18 protein-coding genes are annotated in these 18,504 nt (G+C 71.2%); 10 read left to right on the forward strand and 8 right to left on the reverse strand.

The window, feature by feature from the left end; genetic code table 11:
- Positions 1–256: 256 nt before the first annotated feature.
- The 4 genes from ACZ60B_RS18340 (at position 257) to ACZ60B_RS18355 (ending at position 4,920) form a co-directional block, all read left to right on the forward strand.
- A complete protein-coding gene (locus tag ACZ60B_RS18340) occupies positions 257–484 on the forward strand; it encodes a ferredoxin (protein ID WP_469388108.1) in 228 nt (75 codons plus the stop codon).
- Entirely contained in the window at positions 481–1,872 is a 1,392-nt protein-coding gene (locus tag ACZ60B_RS18345) for an NAD(P)/FAD-dependent oxidoreductase (RefSeq protein ID WP_469388110.1), read from the forward strand. The genes ACZ60B_RS18340 and ACZ60B_RS18345 overlap by 4 nt, the downstream gene beginning before the upstream one ends.
- Positions 1,873–1,885: 13 nt before the next feature.
- A complete protein-coding gene (locus ACZ60B_RS18350; RefSeq protein WP_469388112.1) occupies positions 1,886–3,106 on the forward strand; it encodes a cytochrome P450 in 1,221 nt (406 codons plus the stop codon).
- A gap of 224 nt (positions 3,107–3,330) precedes the next feature.
- A complete protein-coding gene (locus ACZ60B_RS18355; RefSeq protein WP_469388113.1) occupies positions 3,331–4,920 on the forward strand; it encodes an FAD-binding oxidoreductase in 1,590 nt (529 codons plus the stop codon).
- 179 nt (positions 4,921–5,099) lie between these two features.
- Here the strand turns inward: ACZ60B_RS18355 and ACZ60B_RS18360 are convergent, their stop codons facing one another.
- The 3 genes from ACZ60B_RS18360 to ACZ60B_RS18370 form a co-directional block, all read right to left on the reverse strand.
- Positions 5,100–5,699, reverse strand: coding sequence for a hypothetical protein (locus ACZ60B_RS18360; protein ID WP_469388115.1), 600 nt, complete (start codon positions 5,697–5,699; stop codon positions 5,100–5,102).
- A 360-nt stretch (positions 5,700–6,059) separates the two neighbouring features.
- Positions 6,060–6,941, reverse strand: coding sequence for a YegS/Rv2252/BmrU family lipid kinase (locus tag ACZ60B_RS18365; RefSeq protein WP_469388117.1), 882 nt, complete (start codon positions 6,939–6,941; stop codon positions 6,060–6,062).
- Positions 6,942–7,072: 131 nt separating this feature from the next.
- A complete protein-coding gene (locus tag ACZ60B_RS18370) occupies positions 7,073–8,665 on the reverse strand; it encodes an FAD-binding oxidoreductase (RefSeq protein WP_469388120.1) in 1,593 nt (530 codons plus the stop codon).
- A gap of 92 nt (positions 8,666–8,757) precedes the next feature.
- Here ACZ60B_RS18370 and ACZ60B_RS18375 point away from each other — a divergent pair, with 92 nt between their 5' ends.
- Complete coding sequence (locus tag ACZ60B_RS18375) at positions 8,758–9,366, forward strand: TetR/AcrR family transcriptional regulator (RefSeq protein ID WP_469388121.1); 609 nt, start codon at positions 8,758–8,760, stop codon at positions 9,364–9,366.
- Positions 9,363–10,961, forward strand: coding sequence for a glycerol-3-phosphate dehydrogenase/oxidase (locus ACZ60B_RS18380; protein ID WP_469388122.1), 1,599 nt, complete (start codon positions 9,363–9,365; stop codon positions 10,959–10,961). Before ACZ60B_RS18375 ends, ACZ60B_RS18380 begins: the two co-directional genes overlap by 4 nt.
- Before the next feature lie 102 nt (positions 10,962–11,063).
- Here ACZ60B_RS18380 and ACZ60B_RS18385 read toward each other — a convergent pair whose 3' ends face one another.
- The 3 genes from ACZ60B_RS18385 to ACZ60B_RS18395 all read right to left on the reverse strand — a co-directional run bounded on the left by ACZ60B_RS18385 (position 11,064) and on the right by ACZ60B_RS18395 (position 14,186).
- Complete coding sequence (locus ACZ60B_RS18385; protein WP_469388125.1) at positions 11,064–11,477, reverse strand: aggregation-promoting factor C-terminal-like domain-containing protein; 414 nt, start codon at positions 11,475–11,477, stop codon at positions 11,064–11,066.
- A 476-nt stretch (positions 11,478–11,953) separates the two neighbouring features.
- Entirely contained in the window at positions 11,954–13,180 is a 1,227-nt protein-coding gene (locus tag ACZ60B_RS18390; protein ID WP_469388127.1) for a chitinase, read from the reverse strand.
- Between the two features lie 160 nt (positions 13,181–13,340).
- Positions 13,341–14,186, reverse strand: a complete 846-nt coding sequence (locus ACZ60B_RS18395) for an NAD(P)H-binding protein (RefSeq protein ID WP_469388128.1) — start codon at positions 14,184–14,186, stop codon at positions 13,341–13,343.
- A gap of 148 nt (positions 14,187–14,334) precedes the next feature.
- Between ACZ60B_RS18395 and ACZ60B_RS18400 the strand changes: the two genes are divergently transcribed.
- Positions 14,335–14,724, forward strand: a complete 390-nt coding sequence (locus ACZ60B_RS18400) for a winged helix-turn-helix transcriptional regulator (RefSeq protein ID WP_469388130.1) — start codon at positions 14,335–14,337, stop codon at positions 14,722–14,724.
- Between the two features lie 73 nt (positions 14,725–14,797).
- Here the strand turns inward: ACZ60B_RS18400 and ACZ60B_RS18405 are convergent, their stop codons facing one another.
- On the reverse strand, positions 14,798–15,754 hold the full coding sequence (locus ACZ60B_RS18405) for a LysR family transcriptional regulator (protein ID WP_469388132.1): 957 nt from the start codon (positions 15,752–15,754) through the stop codon (positions 14,798–14,800).
- Positions 15,755–15,922: 168 nt separating this feature from the next.
- Here ACZ60B_RS18405 and ACZ60B_RS18410 point away from each other — a divergent pair, with 168 nt between their 5' ends.
- From ACZ60B_RS18410 to ACZ60B_RS18420, 3 genes are all read left to right on the forward strand, one after another.
- The gene (locus ACZ60B_RS18410; RefSeq protein ID WP_469388134.1) at positions 15,923–16,894 is read left to right on the forward strand and encodes a DMT family transporter; all 972 of its coding nucleotides are present in this window, start codon (positions 15,923–15,925) and stop codon (positions 16,892–16,894) included.
- 194 nt (positions 16,895–17,088) lie between these two features.
- Entirely contained in the window at positions 17,089–17,754 is a 666-nt protein-coding gene (locus tag ACZ60B_RS18415; protein ID WP_469388136.1) for a DUF4097 family beta strand repeat-containing protein, read from the forward strand.
- 228 nt (positions 17,755–17,982) lie between these two features.
- Positions 17,983–18,279: an ALF repeat-containing protein gene (locus tag ACZ60B_RS18420; protein ID WP_469388138.1), complete on the forward strand. Its 297-nt coding sequence runs from the start codon at positions 17,983–17,985 to the stop codon at positions 18,277–18,279.
- A gap of 136 nt (positions 18,280–18,415) precedes the next feature.
- Here ACZ60B_RS18420 and ACZ60B_RS18425 read toward each other — a convergent pair.
- On the reverse strand, positions 18,416–18,504 hold an 89-nt coding region (locus tag ACZ60B_RS18425), incomplete at its 5' end, for an aggregation-promoting factor C-terminal-like domain-containing protein (protein WP_469388145.1).

The raw sequence follows: 18,504 nt of genomic DNA on the forward strand, positions 1-18,504 counted from the left end.
ATAGGCTCTTGAGCAGAGGGTCCGGTGGGTCCGGTTCTCTGTGCGGTTTCACAGTCGTCGGCCGTTCTGCCCGCGACGATCATCTCCTTCTGCGGAGACCCGACGAGCGCGGTACGTGCCCATGTGCGTCGTCCGGTGCGCGGTGCCCGATGGGTGTCGGCCGGACGTCCTCGCTCGAAGCCCGTCCGCTGCCGCGCGTGCCGTGGTGACACGCCGGCTTCAGGGTCCGCAGCTGGCAGTCCCCGTGGAGGTCGGCATGCGAGTTGTCGTAGATCTGTCCCGATGCCAGGGGTACGCGCAGTGCGCGTTCCTGGCCCCGGACGCGTTCCGGATGCACGGCGAGGAAGCGCTGATGTACCACCCGAGCCCGGACGACGCCCGGCGCGACCAGGTGCTGCGCGCCGCGGCGGCCTGCCCGGTCCAGGCGATTCTGGTCGACCGGTTGGAGGACCGGGCCGTACCGGCGGAGGCGTCGCGGTCATGACCAGTGCCGACAACCTGCGCGCGTTCAAACGCGACGGCCGCATCGTGATCGTCGGCGCCTCCCTGGCGGGCCTGCGGGCCGCGGAGGCGCTGCGTGCCGAGGGCTTCACCGGTTCGCTGACCATGATCGGTGACGAGACGTGCGAGCCCTACGACCGGCCTCCCCTGTCCAAGCAGGTGCTGACCGGGTGGGTGCCGGCCGAGGACACCACGCTGCCACGACGCCGTGACGTCAACGCGGAGTGGCTGCTGGGCGTGCCCGCGAGCGGGCTGGACCTGGCCGCCAACCAGGTGCGTCTCGCCGACGGACGGGAAGTGCCCTTCGACCGGGTGCTGATCTCCACCGGCGTGCGGGCCAGGCCCTGGTTCGTCGAGAGCGAGGCGGCCCTGGACGGGGTGTTCGTCCTGCGTACGCGCGAGCACGCCGAGGGACTGCAACAGGCCCTGGCCGCCGGGCCCTCCCGCGTCCTGGTCATCGGCGCGGGATTCACCGGCTCCGAGATCGCCTCCATCTGCCGCGAGCGCGACATCGCGGTGACCGTCGCCGAACTCGCGCCGGCCCCGCTGGTCGGGGCGCTCGGCGCCATGATCGGTGACGTCGCGGCCGACCTCCAGCGCGCTCACGGCGTCGACCTGCGCTGCGGTGTCAAGGTCACCCGGCTGGAGGGGGACGACCAGGGACGGCTGCGTCGTGCCCACTTCGACGACGGCAGCACCGTCGACGCCGATGTGGCGGTGGTGGCACTGGGGGGCATCCGCAACACCGAGTGGCTGCGGGAGTCGGGACTGGCGGCCGGCCCGTGGGGTATCGCCTGCGACACCGGCTGCCGCGCCCTCACCCTCGACGGTCTGATCACCGACGACGTCTTCGTCGCCGGAGACGTGGCCCGCTGCCCGAACCCGATCTACGAGTACCGGCTGATCTCGCTGGAGCACTGGGCCAACGCCGTCGAGCAGGCCGAGGTCGCTGCGCACAACATGGTCAGCGGCCAGGCGGACCGCTGGCCCCACCTGTCCATCCCGGCGTTCTGGTCCATCCAGTTCGGGGTCAACATCAAGTCCGTCGGCGTGCCGACCTTCGCCGACGAAGTGGTCGTCACCCAGGGGTCGGTGGCCGACCGCCGGTTCGTCGCCGCGTACGGCTACCGGGGCCGCGTCACCGCGGCGGTGAGCTTCAACCACGCCAAGTGGCTCGATCACTACCGGCAGTTGATCGAGACGGCCGCACCCTTCCCGCCGCCGAGCCCCACGCCCGACCAGCCCGCCGACATGAAACCGGTGCCCGTCGACTTCCCCGGCCCCGTCCTGCTCGCTCAGGGCGCCACCGTCGTCGTCACCGGTCACGATCCGAGCGAGCGACGCGTCACGGCCGCGCAGCAGCACCGGTAGGAGGGAGCGCGAGATGACCACGACCGAGAAGCCCGACACACTGCTCCGGATCCTCGACTACTCCTCCAGGGCCGACCCGTACCCGCTGTACGCGGAGCTGCGCGAGACGCCGGTGGCCCTTCAGGCGGACGGCAGTTACGTCGTCAGCACCTACCGCGAGATCGCGGACCTGCTGCACAACCCGCACCTGAGCTCCGACGTGCGCAACCTGTCGCGGCCCATGGAAGCGGTCCAGGGACGGACCACACCGTCCTTCATCAACCTCGACCCTCCCGAGCACGACCGCCTGCGGCGCATGGCGATGCGCCACTTCGGCCCCCCGCACACCCCGGGGCTGGTGACGGGCATGGAGGACGATCTGACCGCCGTCGTCAACGGTCTGATCGACGGCTTCGCGGGCAAGGAACAGATCGACATCGTCGACGACTTCGCCTACCCGTTCCCCGTCACCGTGATCTGCCACCTGCTGGGCGTGCCGCGCGAGGACGAACCGAGGTTCCACCTGTGGGTGGACGCGATCGTCAACTCGATCGACTACAACCCCGAGACCGATCCGAAGGAGAAGCTGGAGAACGGTGTGCGGGCCCGTGAGGACCTGCGCCAGTACCTCGCCGGACTGCTGGAGCAACGCCACGGCAGGCCGGGCGAGGACCTGCTGAGTCGGCTGGCCAACGACGACGGGCCGGACGGGCGGATGACCGACGAGGAGATCCTCTCCACCGCCAACCTGCTGCTGATCGCCGGTCACGAGACCACCGTCAACCTCATCACCAACGGCATGCTGACCCTGCTGCGGCAGCCGCAGATGCTGCAACGACTGCGCGAAGAGCCGGACTTGATCGTCCCGCTGGTCGAGGAACTGCTGCGCTACGAACCTCCCGTGCACATCATTCCGTGGCGGGCGGCGTACAGCGACATCACCCTGGCCGACACCGTCATCCCCAAGGGCTCGAAGATCATGCTGATGCTGGCCTCGGGCAGTCGTGATCCGAACCGCTTCCACGATCCCGACCGCTTCGACCCCGACCGGCGGGACAACGAGCACCTGGGCTTCGGCAGTGGTATCCACCTCTGCTTCGGAGGCCCCCTGGCCCGGCTGGAGACACAGATCGCGCTGACCGCACTGGTACGCCGGCTGGAGGGCCCCACGCTGGTCACCGACCCGCCGCCGTACCGCCCCAGCCCCGTTCTCCGCGGCCCGATCCATCTGCACGTCGAGCAGAACAAGAACTGAGGAAGCGGGCGGGGGAGGGCTCCGCGAGACGCCCGGCCGGGAATCCCCGGCCGGGCGTCTCGCGTCGGCGGCCGTTCCGGGCCCATTCGGCGGTACACCGGGCACTCTTTGGGGTCGCGGCCCGGTGAGCGGAGCATGTTGGACGCCTGTGCGGGCCGGCGATCGGTTGACTGCACACGGAGGCGATCGCCTCTTCGGGGTGTTTCTCGTGAGGGGCAGTCACTGTGATCGGCAGGCGGGACGTGGTGCGGGCAGGCACGCTGGGTGCTCTGGGGACGGGGCTGGTGGGGGCGCAGACGTCACCTGCCGCCGCGTCACCCGCCGGCTTCCTGGAAGGGGTCGGCCCCCGGGACTGGAAGCGGCTGGCCGACGCGCTGTCGTCGCGCTCCACCCTCTACCGGCCGAACGACTCCCACTACCCGCCGCTGGCACTCCCGTTCAACCACCGCTACGCCGGGACGCACCCCGCCGGAATCGTCGCCTGCGGTTCCACCGAGGATGTCCGCACCGCGGTCCGCTGGGCCCGATCGGTGGGGCTGCCCACCGTGCCCCGCTCCGGCCTCGGCCACAACTACGCCGGGTACTCCACCACCAGGGGCCTGCTGCTCAACATGGCCCGGATGAAGACCATTCGCATCACCCCGCGGCCGGGCGCCCGCGCCCGGACCTACGGCTCGATGAAGGTCACCCATGAGGCGGGCACGGTCACCGTGGGGGCCGGCGTCACCAACGGTGACCTGCACCCGCTGCTGGAGGACCAGGGGATCTTCGTGCCGACCGGCCGCTGCCCCACGGTGGGGGTGGCCGGACTGGTGCTCGGCGGCGGCATCGGCTTCAGCGACAAGATGTTCGGTCTGACCTGCGACCGGCTGGTCTCGACGACCGTGGTGCTCGCCGACGGCCGGGTGGTGGAGGCGGGCCGGAACTCGCACTCCGACCTGTTCTGGGGCTGCCGCGGCGGCGCGGGGAACAACTTCGGCGTCAACACGTCCTTTACGTTCCAGTACGAGCAGTTCCAGGGTGACGTGGGCTTCTACCAGTTGCGCTGGAGCCTGGACTCCGTGCAGCCGGTGATCGCCGCCGCGCAGCGGATCGCCCTGACCGGCCTGGACGACAAGCGGTTCCACCTTCGCGTCGGCATCGGGACCCACGGGCGTACCCGGGACCAGATCCGTGCCAATGCCGATGTCAACGCCATCGGCCAGTTCTACGGGCCCCTCGACGAGCTGCGCGACATCCTGGCTCCGCTGCTCGCCATCGGCACGGCCGAGGAGCGCGCCCGCAACAGGGCGTCCGTGCGCGAGGTCACTCCCGGTCGGGCGAGCGTACTGCTGAGCGCCACCACGCCGGTGGAACAGTTCGCCACCAAGTCGGCGGTGCTCACTTCCCGGGAGCTCCTGACCGAACGGCAGGTCGGGGCCGCCGCCGAGCAGCTGCTGGACTGGCCGGGCAGCAGCAACGAGGACGGGGCCGGGTTCGCGATGTTCGCCCTCGGCGGGGAGATCAACCAGGTGCCACCGGACGCGACCGCGTTCGTGCACCGCAACGCCGTGTTCATCTTCGCGGCCGAGACCTCCTGGACGGACTACGATCCGCACCGTGTCGAGACCGCGAACCTGCACTGGCTCCGTGATTTCTACCAGGGCGTCTTCGGCGGCACGCCGCCCGGGCAGTCGTATCAGAACTTCCCGGACCCGACGCTGAAGGACTGGCGGCGGGCCTACTACGGCGCGAACTACGACCGGCTGGTCAGGGTGAAGCGGAAGTACGACCCGACCGGTTACTTCCGCTATCCACAGGGGATCGGCACCTGAAGCGGCGCCGGACGGGGCGGTGCGGGAAAGGCGGACGGCCACGTCCCGCATGCACCTCGCACGCGCGGCGTCGGGCGCGCGGGGTGCACACGGGGCGTGACCGTCGGAGAATGGTGGGTACTGGGACCCCGGCCCGATTCCAGCGGGCCGGGGCTCCTCAGTACGCGACCGACTGTTTTCTAGTAGTCGCCGCCGTAGTCGCCGCCGCGGCCGCCGCCGCCGTGCCCGCCGCCGTCGTAGCCGTCGTAGCCCCGGACCACCCGGAAGCTCGCCACGACGCCGTGGTCGATGTCGATGGCGCGGGTGTGGCCCGGGTGCACGCCGTTGGCGGAGCTGCGCGGGCCGACGGTGGCGATGGGGGCGCCGTTGTCGCAGACCGCGCCGCGGAAGACCTCGACGGTCCGCTTCGTGTCGTTGCGGATGTTCAGGCTGCGCGCGCCGAGGCCGCTGACGACGGTGATGCAGTCGCCGGGGTGGGCCGAGTAGGACCGCTCGTTGACCTCGATGCGGCCCTCGTAGTAGCGGTGGCCACCGCCACCGCCGCCGCGGCCCTCGTTGCCCTTGCCCTCGTCGCCCTTGCCGTTGTTGTTGCCGTTGCCGTTGCCGTTGCCGTTGCCGCTGCCACCGTCGGGAAGGGCGGCGGGAGCGGCGGGGGCGGCGACGGCCGGCGCCTGCTGGGGCGCCGGGGCGGAAGCGGCCGAGGCGTAGGTGATGCCGGTCGCGGCCAGAGCCGCGGCTGCGGAAACAGCGGCGGTGACCGCCGTGGAACGAAGCTTCATTTCACTATCTCCTGTTTCAGGGCTGCCGGCCCGTCAGCCGGCTTGTGAATGAACTTACCCACGGCGGTCATATCGGTCATTTCGAAATACTGGCCAGAGAGCTCCAAATGAGGCATTTATGGCCTCTGTTGAGGCCCTGATGGGATGTCATATCGCCATCAAATAAGGCAGATTGACATACGATTAGTCCGTCTGATGGATCTTCTGACGTCTGCTCATCCCCCGACACCAGCGTGTCGCTGCGAATGTGGCGAGATGAGCCGTGTTAGCCGGGAACCCCGTAGTGCCGAAACCCGCTGGTCGCACGGCCCGGCACGGTTTTGTTCCGTCGGTGACCGTCCCCCTCGGCCGCCCCGGCGCTCAGGACAGGACGGACAGGTCGCGCGGTCGTACCCGGACGGTCACGGGCAGGGTGGCGTCGACCTCGCCGTCCGCGCCGTAGGGCACCGGCCGGTCCGCCTCGATGCGGATCTCCCGGCCCTGCAGGACGACGACCTCGGGCCGCTCGACGTGGGCACCGGTCCTGAGCTCGTTCATGAGCGTGAAGAACAGGCGCCGGGGAGCTTCCCGGATCATGACGACGTCCAGCAGACCGTCGTCCACCCGGGCGGACGGGGCGACGATGCGCCCGGAGCCGTAGTACGCGGAGTTGGCGGCCACGACGGTGTAGCCGCGGTGCGGGTGCTCCCGGCCGTCGACGGTGACCCGGTAGGACGCCGGGCGCCAGCCGGCGACGGCGCGCAGCCCGCCGGCATAGTACGAGGCGGACCCGCGCAGGAAGCGCGCACGGTTGGCGTGGCGGTTGGCGAGCGCGTCGACGCCCGCGTAGACGCTGCCCAGCACGACGGTGCGGGGGTGTACCGCCGACTCGACCTCGATGGTGTCCACGCGCCGCGGCTCGCCGTCGAGCAGGACACGGGCCAGGCCGGTCGCGTCGGTGGGCAGCTGGAGAGCGCGGGCGAAGTCGTTGCCGCGGCCCGCGGGTATCAGGCCCAGCACGGCGTCCGTACCGCTGAGCGCGCCGCCTATGCCCCCGGCCATGCCGTCGCCGCCGACGGCGAGCACGACCCGGCCCCGCTCCGCGGCCCCGCGGGCCAGTTCCCGGGCGTGGTCGAGACTGTGGCTGTACTCGGTGTCCAGTTCCGCTCCGGCCTCCCGCAGCAGACGGGCGACCTGGAGCAGCGCCGCCGCTCCGGCCGAGTCGCCCGCAGTGGGATTGACGACGGCGGTGAACTGTCGCATCGGTGTGCCTCCGGGCGGTGACGGTGGGACGGAGCGGGGGATGGAGTCCGGGCAGGTGCGGGCCCCGGCGCGGAGCCGGAGCCTGACGGTGGGCCAGTGGCCGTACGGCGACCGGGAGCTGCGCGGGGGAGTCAGTCCTTGGGCAGCAGTACCCCGGGGTTGAGCAGGCCGTCGGGGTCCAGTCGCCGCTTGACGGCGCGCAGTGCCTCGACCCCCAGCGGCCCGGCCTCCCGCACGTACCAGTCGCGGTGATCGGTGCCCACGCCGTGGTGGTGGCTGATCGTACCGCCCGCGTTCAGGACGGCCTCACAGGCGGCCGCCTTGGCCGGCGCCCAGTGCGCGACGGCGTCCTCGCCCTGTGCGCCGACCACGGTGAAGTACAGCGAGGCGCCGTTCTCGTACACGTGCGAGATGTGGCACATCACCAGGGGCGGGGTGCCCGCCGCGGTGAGGGTGTCGGTGAGCGCGGTGCGCACGGCCGCGTAGAGGTCGGGGACGCGCGACCAGAAGGCCGCCGTCTCCAGGGTCTCGGCGAACGCGCCGGCGTCGAGCAGGGAGTCCCGCAGATACGGTGCCGCGTAACGGCCGTGCGCCCAGCGCTCGCCGGGCTCCGCTCCCAGGAAGGTGCCCCCGGCGGCGCGCAGCACGGCGGCTGCCCGCTCCCGGCGGCTCGCCGTCTCCTCCTCGGTGCCCTCGTACCCGGCGACGGCCGTGCATCCGGCGTTCGCGGGCAGGTCGGCCGAGCCGATGGCGTCGGGCTGGGCGAGACCGACGAAGGTCTCCGTCTCGTCGGACAGCCGCAGGACCGTCGGGAGCGGGCCGTCCTGGGCGAGCCGGCGCAGGGCGGTGGCGCCCTGCTCGAAGGAGGCGAAGCGCCACCCTTCGTGGACGCGCCTCTGCGGCCGGGGCCTGACGCGCACCGTGACGGCGGTGATGACCCCGAAGGCTCCCTCGGAGCCGAGGATCAGCTGGCGCAGGTCGGGTCCGGCCGCCGAGCGCGGCGCGCGTCCCACCTCCAGGGTGCCTTCGGGGGTGGCGACGGTGAGGCCGAGGACCATCTCGTCGAAGCGGCCGTAACCGGCGGAGGCCTGTCCGCTGGACCGGGCGGCCGCGAATCCGCCGATGGTCGCCCACTCGTAGGACTGCGGGAAGTGGCCGAGGGTGAACCCGTGCTCGGCCAGGAGCGCCTCCGCCTCGGGTGCGCGAAGGCCGGGCTGGAGGGTGGCGGTCCGTGACACGGGGTCGACGTCGAGCAGGGCGTCCATACGGCGCAGGTCCAGGGCGACGAAGTCACGGCGTTCGGGCGCGAGGCCGCCGACGACCGACGTGCCGCCGCCGAACGGGACGACCGCGAGGGCGTGTTCGGCGCAGACCCGCAGTACGGCCAGGACCTCGGCGTGGGTGGCGGGCAGGACGACGGCCGCCGGGGCGTCCACGACGTCTCCGGCACGGATCTTCAGCAGGTCGGGCGTGGACTTGCCGCGGGTGTGCCTGATCCGGCTCTCCGGGTCGGTGCGCACCCGGTCCTCGCCGCCGACGGCCGCCGCCAGCGCGCGCAGGGCGGCGGTGTCCAACGGGGACTCGGGGAGGGGGATGTCCTCCAGGGCGAGCGTGCCGGTCTCCCGCGGCTTGACGCCGAGCAGGTCCCGCAGCAGCGCGGTCACCGGGTCGGGCAGCGGTGCCGCCCTGTCGGGGTCGCCCCAGCCACTCCACAGCATGTCCATGAACGGTCTGTCCTCATCGGTCGGTTGGCGACGCGCCGTCTCCCGGACGCGCCGTCTCCCGCACGGCCGCACGGGGCGTTACACTGTGACACATGACGCCTATTCGTCACAACCACTCGGACAGCTCGGACAGCGATCCCGTTCTCGACGCCGTACGCGACTGTGTGCTGGCGTTCGGCGTCCGGCGCACCACCCTCACCGACGTCGCCCGCCGCGCCGGCGTCTCACGGATGACCCTCTACCGCCGCTGGCCCGACGTGCGGTCACTGGTCGGCGACCTCATGACGCGCGAGTGGATCGACGTGGCGAGCCGCGCCATGCCCGAACGCCGCCCCGGCCAGGAGGCGCGCGGCCTGATCGTGGACGGACTCGTGGCCGGAGTCGCGGCGTTCCGGGCCCACCCGCTCTTCCTCAAGATCGTCGACGTCGACCCCGAACTCCTGCTGACCTACGTCCTGGACCGCCGGGGAGCCAGTCAGGAAGCCCTGCTGGGCCTGCTCGCCGACGCGCTGGCGGAGGGCCACGCCGACGGGTCGGTGCGACGTACGCACACGGCCCGCCAGGCCCGCGCGGTACTGCTCGTGGTCCAGTCCTTCACCCTGTCGCTGCGGACCATGGCCGACGAGGACGACCCCGAACTCACCGAATCCGCCTTCCTCGACGAACTGCGCACACTTCTGGAGAGGACCCTCACCCCATGAGCCCCACCAGCAGCCCGTCCGGCCCGTCCGTTCCCGCCCCCGGATCGTCGCTCTCCGCCGCCCGCCGACGCCGCGAACTGGCCGAGGCCGTCGACGCCGACGTGGTGGACGTCCTGGTCGTCGGGCTCGGCGCCACCGGCGCCGGGGTCGCGCTGGACGCCGCGGCGCGCGGCCTCGACGTGGTCGCCGTCGACGCCCACGACCTCGCCTTCGGCACCTCGCGCTGGAGTTCCAAACTCATCCACGGCGGACTGCGCTACCTCGCCTCGGGACAGCTCGACGTCGCCCACGAGAGCGCGGTCGAACGCGGTGTGCTCATGGAACGCACCGCACCCCACCTGGTGCGCGCCCAGCCCTTCGTCCTGCCCCTGACGCCCTCGGTGTCACGCGGCCAGGCGTCCTTGGCCTGGGCCGGCTTCCGGGCCGGGGACGCCCTGCGCCTCGCGGCCCGCACCTCACGCGCCACCCTGCCCGCGCCGCGCCGCCTCTCCGCCGTCGAAGCCCGCCACCTGACACCGTCGGTACGCCCCGGCGGCCTGCGCGGCGGCCTGCTGTCCTGGGACGGCCGGGTGACCGACGACGCCCGCCTGGTCACCGCGCTGGCCCGCACCGCCGCCGCCCACGGCGCGAGGATCCTCACCAGGGTCAGGGCCCTGGGGCTCGACGGGACCACCGCCCGCGTCCGCGACGAACTCACCGGGGAGCAGGGCGAGATCAGGGCCCGCGTGATCATCAACGCGTCCGGCGTATGGGCGGGCGGCCTGGTCGAGGGCATCCGTATCCGGCCCTCGCGCGGCACCCATCTGGTCCTGCGCGCCGACCTGCTCGGTCCGCTGCCCGCGGGCCTGCACATCCCGATCCCGGGGGAGACCAACCGGTTCGTCCTCGTACTGCCGCAGGACGACGGCCGCGTGTACGTCGGCCTCACCGACGAACCCGTCGACGGCGACATACCGGACGTGCCCGAGGTGCCGGAGTCGGACATCGGTTTCCTGCTCGACGTGCTGGGCTCCGCCCTGGACGCACCGGTCAGGCGGCACGACGTCGTCGGCGCCTTCGCGGGACTGCGTCCCCTGCTGGACACCGTGCCCACCCGGTCGACGGACCCCTCCCGTACCTCCGACATCTCGCGCCGGCACGCCGTCCTCACCTCCGGCGACGGGGTGGTCACGGTCGTCGGGGGCAAGCTCACCACCTACCGGCGCATGGCGCAGGATGCCGTCGACTCGGCGGTCGAGGCCCGCGGTCTGCGCGCCGGCGCCTCGACCACCGCGTCCCTGCCCCTGGTCGGAGCCGCCGCCCCGCACCGGCTCGGCGCGCTCACGGCCCCGGGCCACCTGGTCCGCCGCTACGGCATCGAGGCTCCCGCCGTGCACGCCCTGGGCACCCTCGATCCCCGCCTGAACGAGCCCGTGGTGCCGGGGAGCCCCGTCACCCGTGGCGCCCTGCTCTGGGCCGCCCTGCACGAGGGCGCCCTGGACGAGGCCGACCTCCTGGACCGGCGTACCCGCATCGGACTCGTGCCGCAGGACCGGGCGGCGGCCGTGACGGCGGCCCGGGAGGCGCTGGACGCGGCCGCCGCCCAGCCCGCCTGACCCCCGGACACGACAAGGCCGCTGCTTCGTGTGAAGCAGCGGTCGGTGTCGCGTGTGATGCCCTGTTGCGGGGGCGGCTGGGTGTGCCCGGTACTGGTGGGTTTAGTACCAGTGGTGGGTCTGCCAGAAGTCCCAGGCCTGGACGGGGCTGCCGTAGCGGGTGTTCATGTAGTCCAGGCCCCACTTGATCTGGGTGGCGGGGTTGGTCTTCCAGTCGGAGCCGGCGGTGGCCATCTTGGAGCCGGGCAGGGCCTGGACGAGGCCGTAGGCGCCGGAGGAGGAGTTGGTGGCGGTGTGGTTCCAGCCGCTCTCGTGGGTGACGATCTTGTTGAAGGCGTTGTACTGGGCCGTGTCCGGGATCATCTGCCGGGCGATCGCCTGGGCGGAGGAGGCGGACGTCGTGGAAGCCTGGGCCGGGACGGCGGCCAGCGCCAGACCGGCGGTGGTGGCGGCGAGGGCGGCGACGGTGAGGGCCTTCTTCGGGCTGGCGATGCGGCGGATGGCGGAGACGGACACAGAGAACCTCGTTCTTCGGGGGCAAGGGGGCCGCTCGCTCGCCGGGGGACCGTGTGGTGCGTGGTGCGGGTGGTGCTGGTCGGTCCCGGCATGCGGAGGCACCGTGACCCGGTGGGGGCCGTGGTGCCTGGCGACGTCCTCAAGACAACCAGCCCGGACCGGTGTCCGCAATGACCCCTTTTACTAGTTGTGGCCGCATTCGAGGCGCTGGCGCCCTGTGTGAGCTGGCTCTCAATCCGCAGGTCAAGGCGTATGCGCGCGTCTAAACATGCCCCTTTTTATCCACTATTGCGGGTAGTGGGTGACGTGGGTCATGTGGGGTGCTTCACCGGTTCCGCAACACCGCGCGCACGAGCGTGCACAGTGTGACTGCGGTTGATGTGACCGCGGTCTCCAAAAAGGCAGGCGCCACCCGGATCCGGGTGGCGCCTGCCCTCAGGGGGTGCGGCCGGGAATGACTCGGGCCGGTGGACGTGTCAGCAGGTGCCCTCGTCCTGCCACGGGCCCCACTCGGCGCCGGTCGGCGCTTCGTTCTGGGTCCACCACTTGGCTTTCCAGTTGTGGTTGTTGTACGAGGCCTCGTTGCCGGCGGTGTAGACCGTGGCCGCGTTCCAGGGCGTCTTGCAGGCGCTGCTCGGGGGTGTGGGCGTGGGGGTCGGTGTGGGCGTCGGGGTGGGTGTGCCGGTAGGCGGGGTCACGCCCGCGAACTTCACCGAGTACTTCGCGAAGTCCCAGGAGTTCTGGGCCACGCTGGAGCAGGTGCCCGACGTGCGGCCGCCGTTGTCGGCGGGGGAGCACTGGCGGTCCCGGTTGAGGGACCAGAAGGTGAAGCGGTCCATGTTGTGGCTCGTGGCGAAGTCCAGCACCGTCTGGAAGTCGGCCTGGGAGAAGTACTCGCCCGTGTCGCTGCGGCCGTTCATGCCGGAGAAGCCCTCGTGGGCGTACGCGGTCGCCTGGTCCCAGCCGAACGTCGACTGGAGGATCGTGTTGAAGTTGGCGAGCGCGCTGGTCTGGGACGCGGCGCCGTTGAAACCGCCGTCGAACGGCATGATGGAGAAGTTGTTCGGGGTGAACCCCTGCGACTTCGCCTCCAGCAGCATCTGCTTGCCGAACCAGCCGGTGCCGTCGGCCGTTCCGGCCGTGGTGACGGACACGTACAGGCCGGGGTTGTTCTGCTGGAGGATCTTGGCGGCGCCGATCTCGTTCCTGACGGCCGCCGTGTTCTCGTACTCCGGCTCCTCCAGGTCGAAGTCGATGGCGTGCAGGCCGTACTTGGTGATGACCTGCTGGTACGCGGCAGCGGTGGCGGTCGCGTCCGAGCAGGCCTGGCCGAGTTTGGTGCCGCCGTAGCCGCCGATCGAGACGGAGACGTCGCCGCCCTTGGCGCGGATGGTGTTGATGACCGACTGCACCGCGGTGTCCGAGGAGACCGCCGACGTTCCGCCCCAAGTGGGCGAGCAACCGCCACCGTTGGGGGCGAGAATGAAGGCGAGCTGGAACGCCTTCAGGCCGGTCGCGTCCATGATGGCGCCCGCGTCCGGCGGGTCGTTGTCCGTCGGCATCAGGTAAGGGGCGGCGGCGTACCACCGGTTGCTGAGCGCGGCGGACGCGCCCGAAGCGCTGCCGGCGACGAGCGCGGTCGTGCCGGCCGCGGCCAGGCTCACGGCGGCTGCCGCGCCCAGGCATGCGCGAAGACGTCTCACTGTGCCTCCAGAGGGGTGGGGGGTCCCAGCTTCCGGGCGCTGTCGCGATCACGTCAATCATGTTGGACTAGACCAAACGAGTCTTTGGTCTGGACCATATGAAGTGTTTACCCAAGTGCCTTTTCCTGTGCGCCACTTGCGCGCCGGGCCGGGCGTCGCCTCACCGGAAGGCGGCGATGTGGCGCCGAGCCCAGTCGGCGAAGGTGCGAGGTGCGCGGCCGAGGACCTGCTGGACATCGGGGCTGATGCGCTGTTCCGCGGGGGTGGGTTCGCCGAGGATGGCCAGCGTGGTCTCGACGACGGGCTCGGGCATGAACCGGAGCATCTGCGTGCGGGCCTCGTCGCGGGTCTGCTCGATGAACCGGACGGGTTCGCCGAGTGCGTCGCCGATCGCCTCGGCCTGCCGGCGGGGTGTGTTGAGCGCGGGCCCGGTCAACTCGTAGGTCTTTCCGCTGTGACCGTCCTCCCGCAGGGCCGCGGCGGCGACCTCGGCGATGTCGTCCGGGTCGATCGTCGGCAGGCCCACGTCGGCGAACGGCGCGGCGGCCGTCCTTCGCGAGCGGACCGACTCGGCCCAGGCGTACGCGTTGGAGTCGAAGCCCCCGGGCCGCAGGATCGTCCAGGCCATGCCGGATTGCCGGACGGCGTCCTCGATGGAGCGCGCCGTGTCCCCGTGCGAGGCGGAGCCGGGTCGGGTCGCGACTCCTTGGGAGGAGAGCAGGACGACTCGGCCGACGCCGCCGGCCTTGGCCACGTCGAGGATGTTCTGCGGGTTGAGCAGGTGCGCGCTGGGGCCCCCGTTCTGCAGGAACAGTGCGTCGGCGCCGTCGAACACGGGCCGAAGGCTCTCGGGGTCGACCAGGTCCGCCCGCCGGTACTCGACGTGCTGCGGTACGTCCGCCGCCGAGATCCCCCGGGATGTCGCGGTCACCTGTGCACCGGTCGCCGCGAGGGCCTGGACGAGCGAACGGCCGACGTTGCCGGTGGCCCCCGTCACTACGAACATGAACAACTCCCGTGTCGATCGAGGATGGTTGTCCCGCCCGGGTGCGGGCGGGACCGTCACGCGGAGCCGCTCTCCGGACGACACGAGGACGCTAACAGCGCCGATATAGTAGGTACCTAGAGGAAAGTGACTATCCCGAGGGGTGCACATGGCCGGTGAGACCGGCGAGGTGGCTGCCGCGATCGATCCTCAACTCGCCTGTCCGACCACTGCGGTGGTGGACATCGTGTTCAGCCGGTGGACCACCCCGATCCTGTGGACGCTCAACGCGCACGGCCGGCAGCGCTTCGTCGAGCTGGAACGACGGATCGGCGCGATCACGCCGAAGGTGCTGACCCAGCGGCTGAGGCAACTGGAGCGCGACGGCATGGTCGTTCGGACGTACCACCCGGAAGTCCCCCCTCGGGTCGAGTACGAGATCAGCGAGTTGGGCCGCAGCCTTGCCCCGCTCTTCGCGCACCTCGCCGGATGGGCTGCCGCCAACCTGGACCGGGTCGAGCAGGCCCGGCACGACTACGACACCGATCCGGCCCGATAGCGCGTGAGCTCGGGAAATCACTGCTCGAAGATCGAATCGCGATCGGCTCGCTCCGACTCGACGGCGATCCACATCAGTTCGAACTGATCCGGGCTCGGGAGCCGGAAGACCAGGACGCTCGGGAGACGCCGGCCGGCTCGGCGGTGCCGGCGGCTTCCCGCAGTGCGGCCAGCAGACCGCGCAGAGCGGACTGTCCGAAGGAGATCTCGCGTACGGCTGCCGAGATCACCCGGACCGGCTCGGGGTTGCGCACCGGGCGTACGACGACCCCGGGGTGCGGGTTGCGCAGCCCCAGTCGCGGCATCAGGCCGACCCCGAGACCGGCCGCGACGAAGCCCTGGGCGGTGGCGTAGTCCTCGCTCTGGATGACGAAGTCGGGGCTGAAGCCGGCCGCCGCACAGGAGTCGATCACCGGTTCCAGGCAGGGACCGGGCGGCTCGCTGCCGACCCACTGCTCGCCGGAGAGTGCGCCCAGGTCGATGACCTCCTCGCCGGCGAGCGGATGGCCGAGGGGCAGTACGGCGGCGTAGGGGTCGTCGAGGAGGTGGACGAGCCGGAAGCCGTCGCCGCCGCGGTCGCCTGCCTGGACGACCACGGCCAGGTCGGCCCGGCCCTGCGTCACTTCCCGCAACGGGTCCTTGGGATCGCTGAGTTGAAGATCGACGCGGACGCCCGGGTGCTCTGCGCGCAGCCGGGCCAGGGCCGGGGCCATCAGCGTGGACCCGGCCGTGGCGAAGTAGCGGGCCGTCAGGTGTCCGGTGCGCCCGGCGCGGAGGTCGGCGAGGGCGGTCTCGGCCTGGGCGACCGCCGAACTGATCAGGGCCGCGTGCTCGGTGAGCAGCAGGCCGGCTGCCGTGGGCCGCACGCCGCGGCCGACGCGTTCGAGCAGTGCCGTGCCGGCCTGTTTCTCCAGTGCCGCCACCTGCTGACTGACGGCTGACGGCGTGTAGCCGAGATGGGCCGCGGCGGCGGTGACCGTGCCACTGGTGACCACCGCGCGCAGGACCTGGAGTCGCCTCACATCAAGCATGTAGCAGAGCTTAACAAACCAGGTAGAACCTTTCGCTTGTCCTCAAAGCTTGGCTGGGGCACCTTCGAGGGACCGGAACCGAGGTGCTCGCTCCCCGGACCGGGGCCGTAGGGGCCCGCTGGATCGAACACCGGGCCTGTTGATCGAGGCGAATGGAGGAACACGCCAGTGAACAGCGGTACATGGCGCCTGTGGGGCGGCGTACGGGTGGCCGTGCTCGCTCTGCTGTGGGGTTCGACCTTCCTCTGGACCGAACTGGCGCTGCGCGGGTTCTCCCCGCTCCAGGTCACGCTCATCCGCTGCGCCCTCGGCGCGGTCGTGCTCACCACCGCCTGCTACGCGACGGGCCGGCGCCTGCCACGTGGCGTCCCCGTCTGGCGCCACATCGCAGTCGCGGCCTTCTTCTGCAACGCCCTTCCGTTCGCGCTGTTCAGCCTGGGGCAGCAGACCGTCGACTCGGGTCTCGCCGGAGTCCTGAACTCCACGACCCCACTCTGGTCGGTCGTCCTCGGTCTGTTCCTCGGCTCGGAACGCCGCCTGCGGCCCATGCGGCTGACGGGCCTTCTGCTCGGTTTCACCGGCACGATCGTCATCTTCGCCCCCTGGCGGACCGCCGGGGCGGTCGGCTGGGGCGCCCTCGCCATCCTCGGCGCGGCCGCCAGCTACGCCGTCGCGTTCACGTACATGGGTCGTACCTTGGTCCGTAAGGGCACCCCCACCATCTCCCTGTCCGCCGCCCAACTCGTCGCCGCGAGTGGACTGACCGCCGTCATGATGCCGGTCGGCGGCCTGGGATCCATCGACCCCGGCCCCGGCGTCCTGGCCGCGGCCGTCGTCCTGGGTGTCCTGTGCACGGCGACCACGTTCCACCTCACCTACCGGATCATCAACGACGAGGGGGCCACCAGCGCGGCCGTGGTCGGCTACCTGCTGCCGGTGGTCTCCGTCCTTCTCGGCGTGGCCGTCCTGGGCGAGCACCTCGGCGGCCGGGTGGTGCTGGGCATGGCCGTGGTCCTGGCGGGCGTCGGCATGACCCGGGCGAACGGAACGCCGACCGCACCCCCGACTCCGGTCGGCGAGGGAGTGGCGGAGGGCGCGCGCTCGGTGGTTGCGACCTGCCGCGGTGGGGGTGTGCGATGACAGGCGGTGCGTTCACGCTCAAGTCAGTGCAACGAGCGTGATGTCAACGTTGCGTTGAGTCGGAGACTGTTGCAACGAAATATTGAACTCTACCTGCGATGACGCTAGTTGATCGCAACAAGATTATTGCGTGAACCTCGAACGCTACGTAGCGTTTCCGATGTAAGAAACATTGAGCGCAAGAGGAGAGCATCATGCGGAAGTTCCACACCCCCGCCCCCGTCCACGCCGTCCTGGACATCCCCGCGGGACGGGTCCGGATCGTCGCCGCCGACCGCACCGACACCCTCGTCGAGGTCCGCCCCGCCGACGTCTCCCACCGCCGAGACGCCCGGGCCGCCGAGCGGACCGCCGTCACCTGTGCCGACGGCCGGCTCCAGATCACCGCCCCGGCCGCCGACGGCCGACCGGCGGGACCGTCCGGCTCCGTCGAGGTCACCGTCCAACTGCCTTCCGGATCCAGCATCGAGGCCAACGCGGCCGCCACCGAGTTCCACGCCACCGGACGCTGCGGCGACATCACCGTCGACGGCGCCTACCGCCGCATCGAGATCGGGGAGGCGGAGAGTCTTCGCCTGACCGCGGTCGACGGCGACGTCCAGGTCGGCCGGCTGGACGGCCCCGCCGACATCAGCACCGCCCGCGGCGCCATCCGCATCATCGAGGCCGTACGCGGCACCCTCGTCCTGCGCACCGGGTCCGGCGACATCGCCGTGGGCGCCGCCACCGGCGTCCCGGCCGCGCTGGACGCCGGCACCGGTCACGGCCGCATCCACAACTCCCTCGCGAACAACGGCACCACCGCACTCGACATCCACGCCACCACCGCCCACGGCGACATCACCGCCCGCAGCCTCTGAGGCACCGCCCACGACCACGAGGCCGGGTGGTGCATACGGTGACACATAACTAATGGACCGTCATAAACCGTGCTCCGTAAGGCTTTACGTAAGCTCTGGCCGCATCCGACCAGGTGTGACGACGGCGATGATCAGTCCATGAAGACTGCCGATTCCCGGCATCGGTTGCGGTGGTGCACAGCGGCGATGATCTTCGCATCGACAGCTCGACCACGGAGGCGCAAGCCCATGAGACCAACCCGCGCTGCTCCGCTCGTCGCGGCCACCGCCCTGACGCCTGCCCTGCTGTTGACCACCCCGGCGTTCGCCACCGGTCCATCGACCGCGTCCACGGTTGCCGTGGCCACGTCCCGGACAGCGGTGGACGACATGTCGGAGGACGACCTCCGCGTGGCGGTCGCCCGCATCCTGGCGGACCCGACCATCAGCCCCGCCCTCCGTGCGGCGGCCGAGGACGCCATCGACGGTACGCCGGAGGAGTTGCGGTACTTCCTGGAGGTCGGACGGTACGAGGTGGACGGCTAGGCGTGGACGGCGCCGGAAGCGCCGTCCACGTCGATGTGAAACGTCCGAAGGCGGCGGCCCCGGGGATCGGGGGTCGCCGCCTTCGCGGGAGGCGCGCTCAGGTGGGCGCGCCGGGGTCACTGGATGACCTGTGGGTTTAGTACCAGTGGTGGGTCTGCCAGAAGTCCCAGGCCTGGACGGGGCTGCCGTAGCGGGAGTTCATGTAGTCCAGGCCCCACTTGATCT

The organism is Streptomyces sp. NPDC104096 (assembly GCF_055584385.1).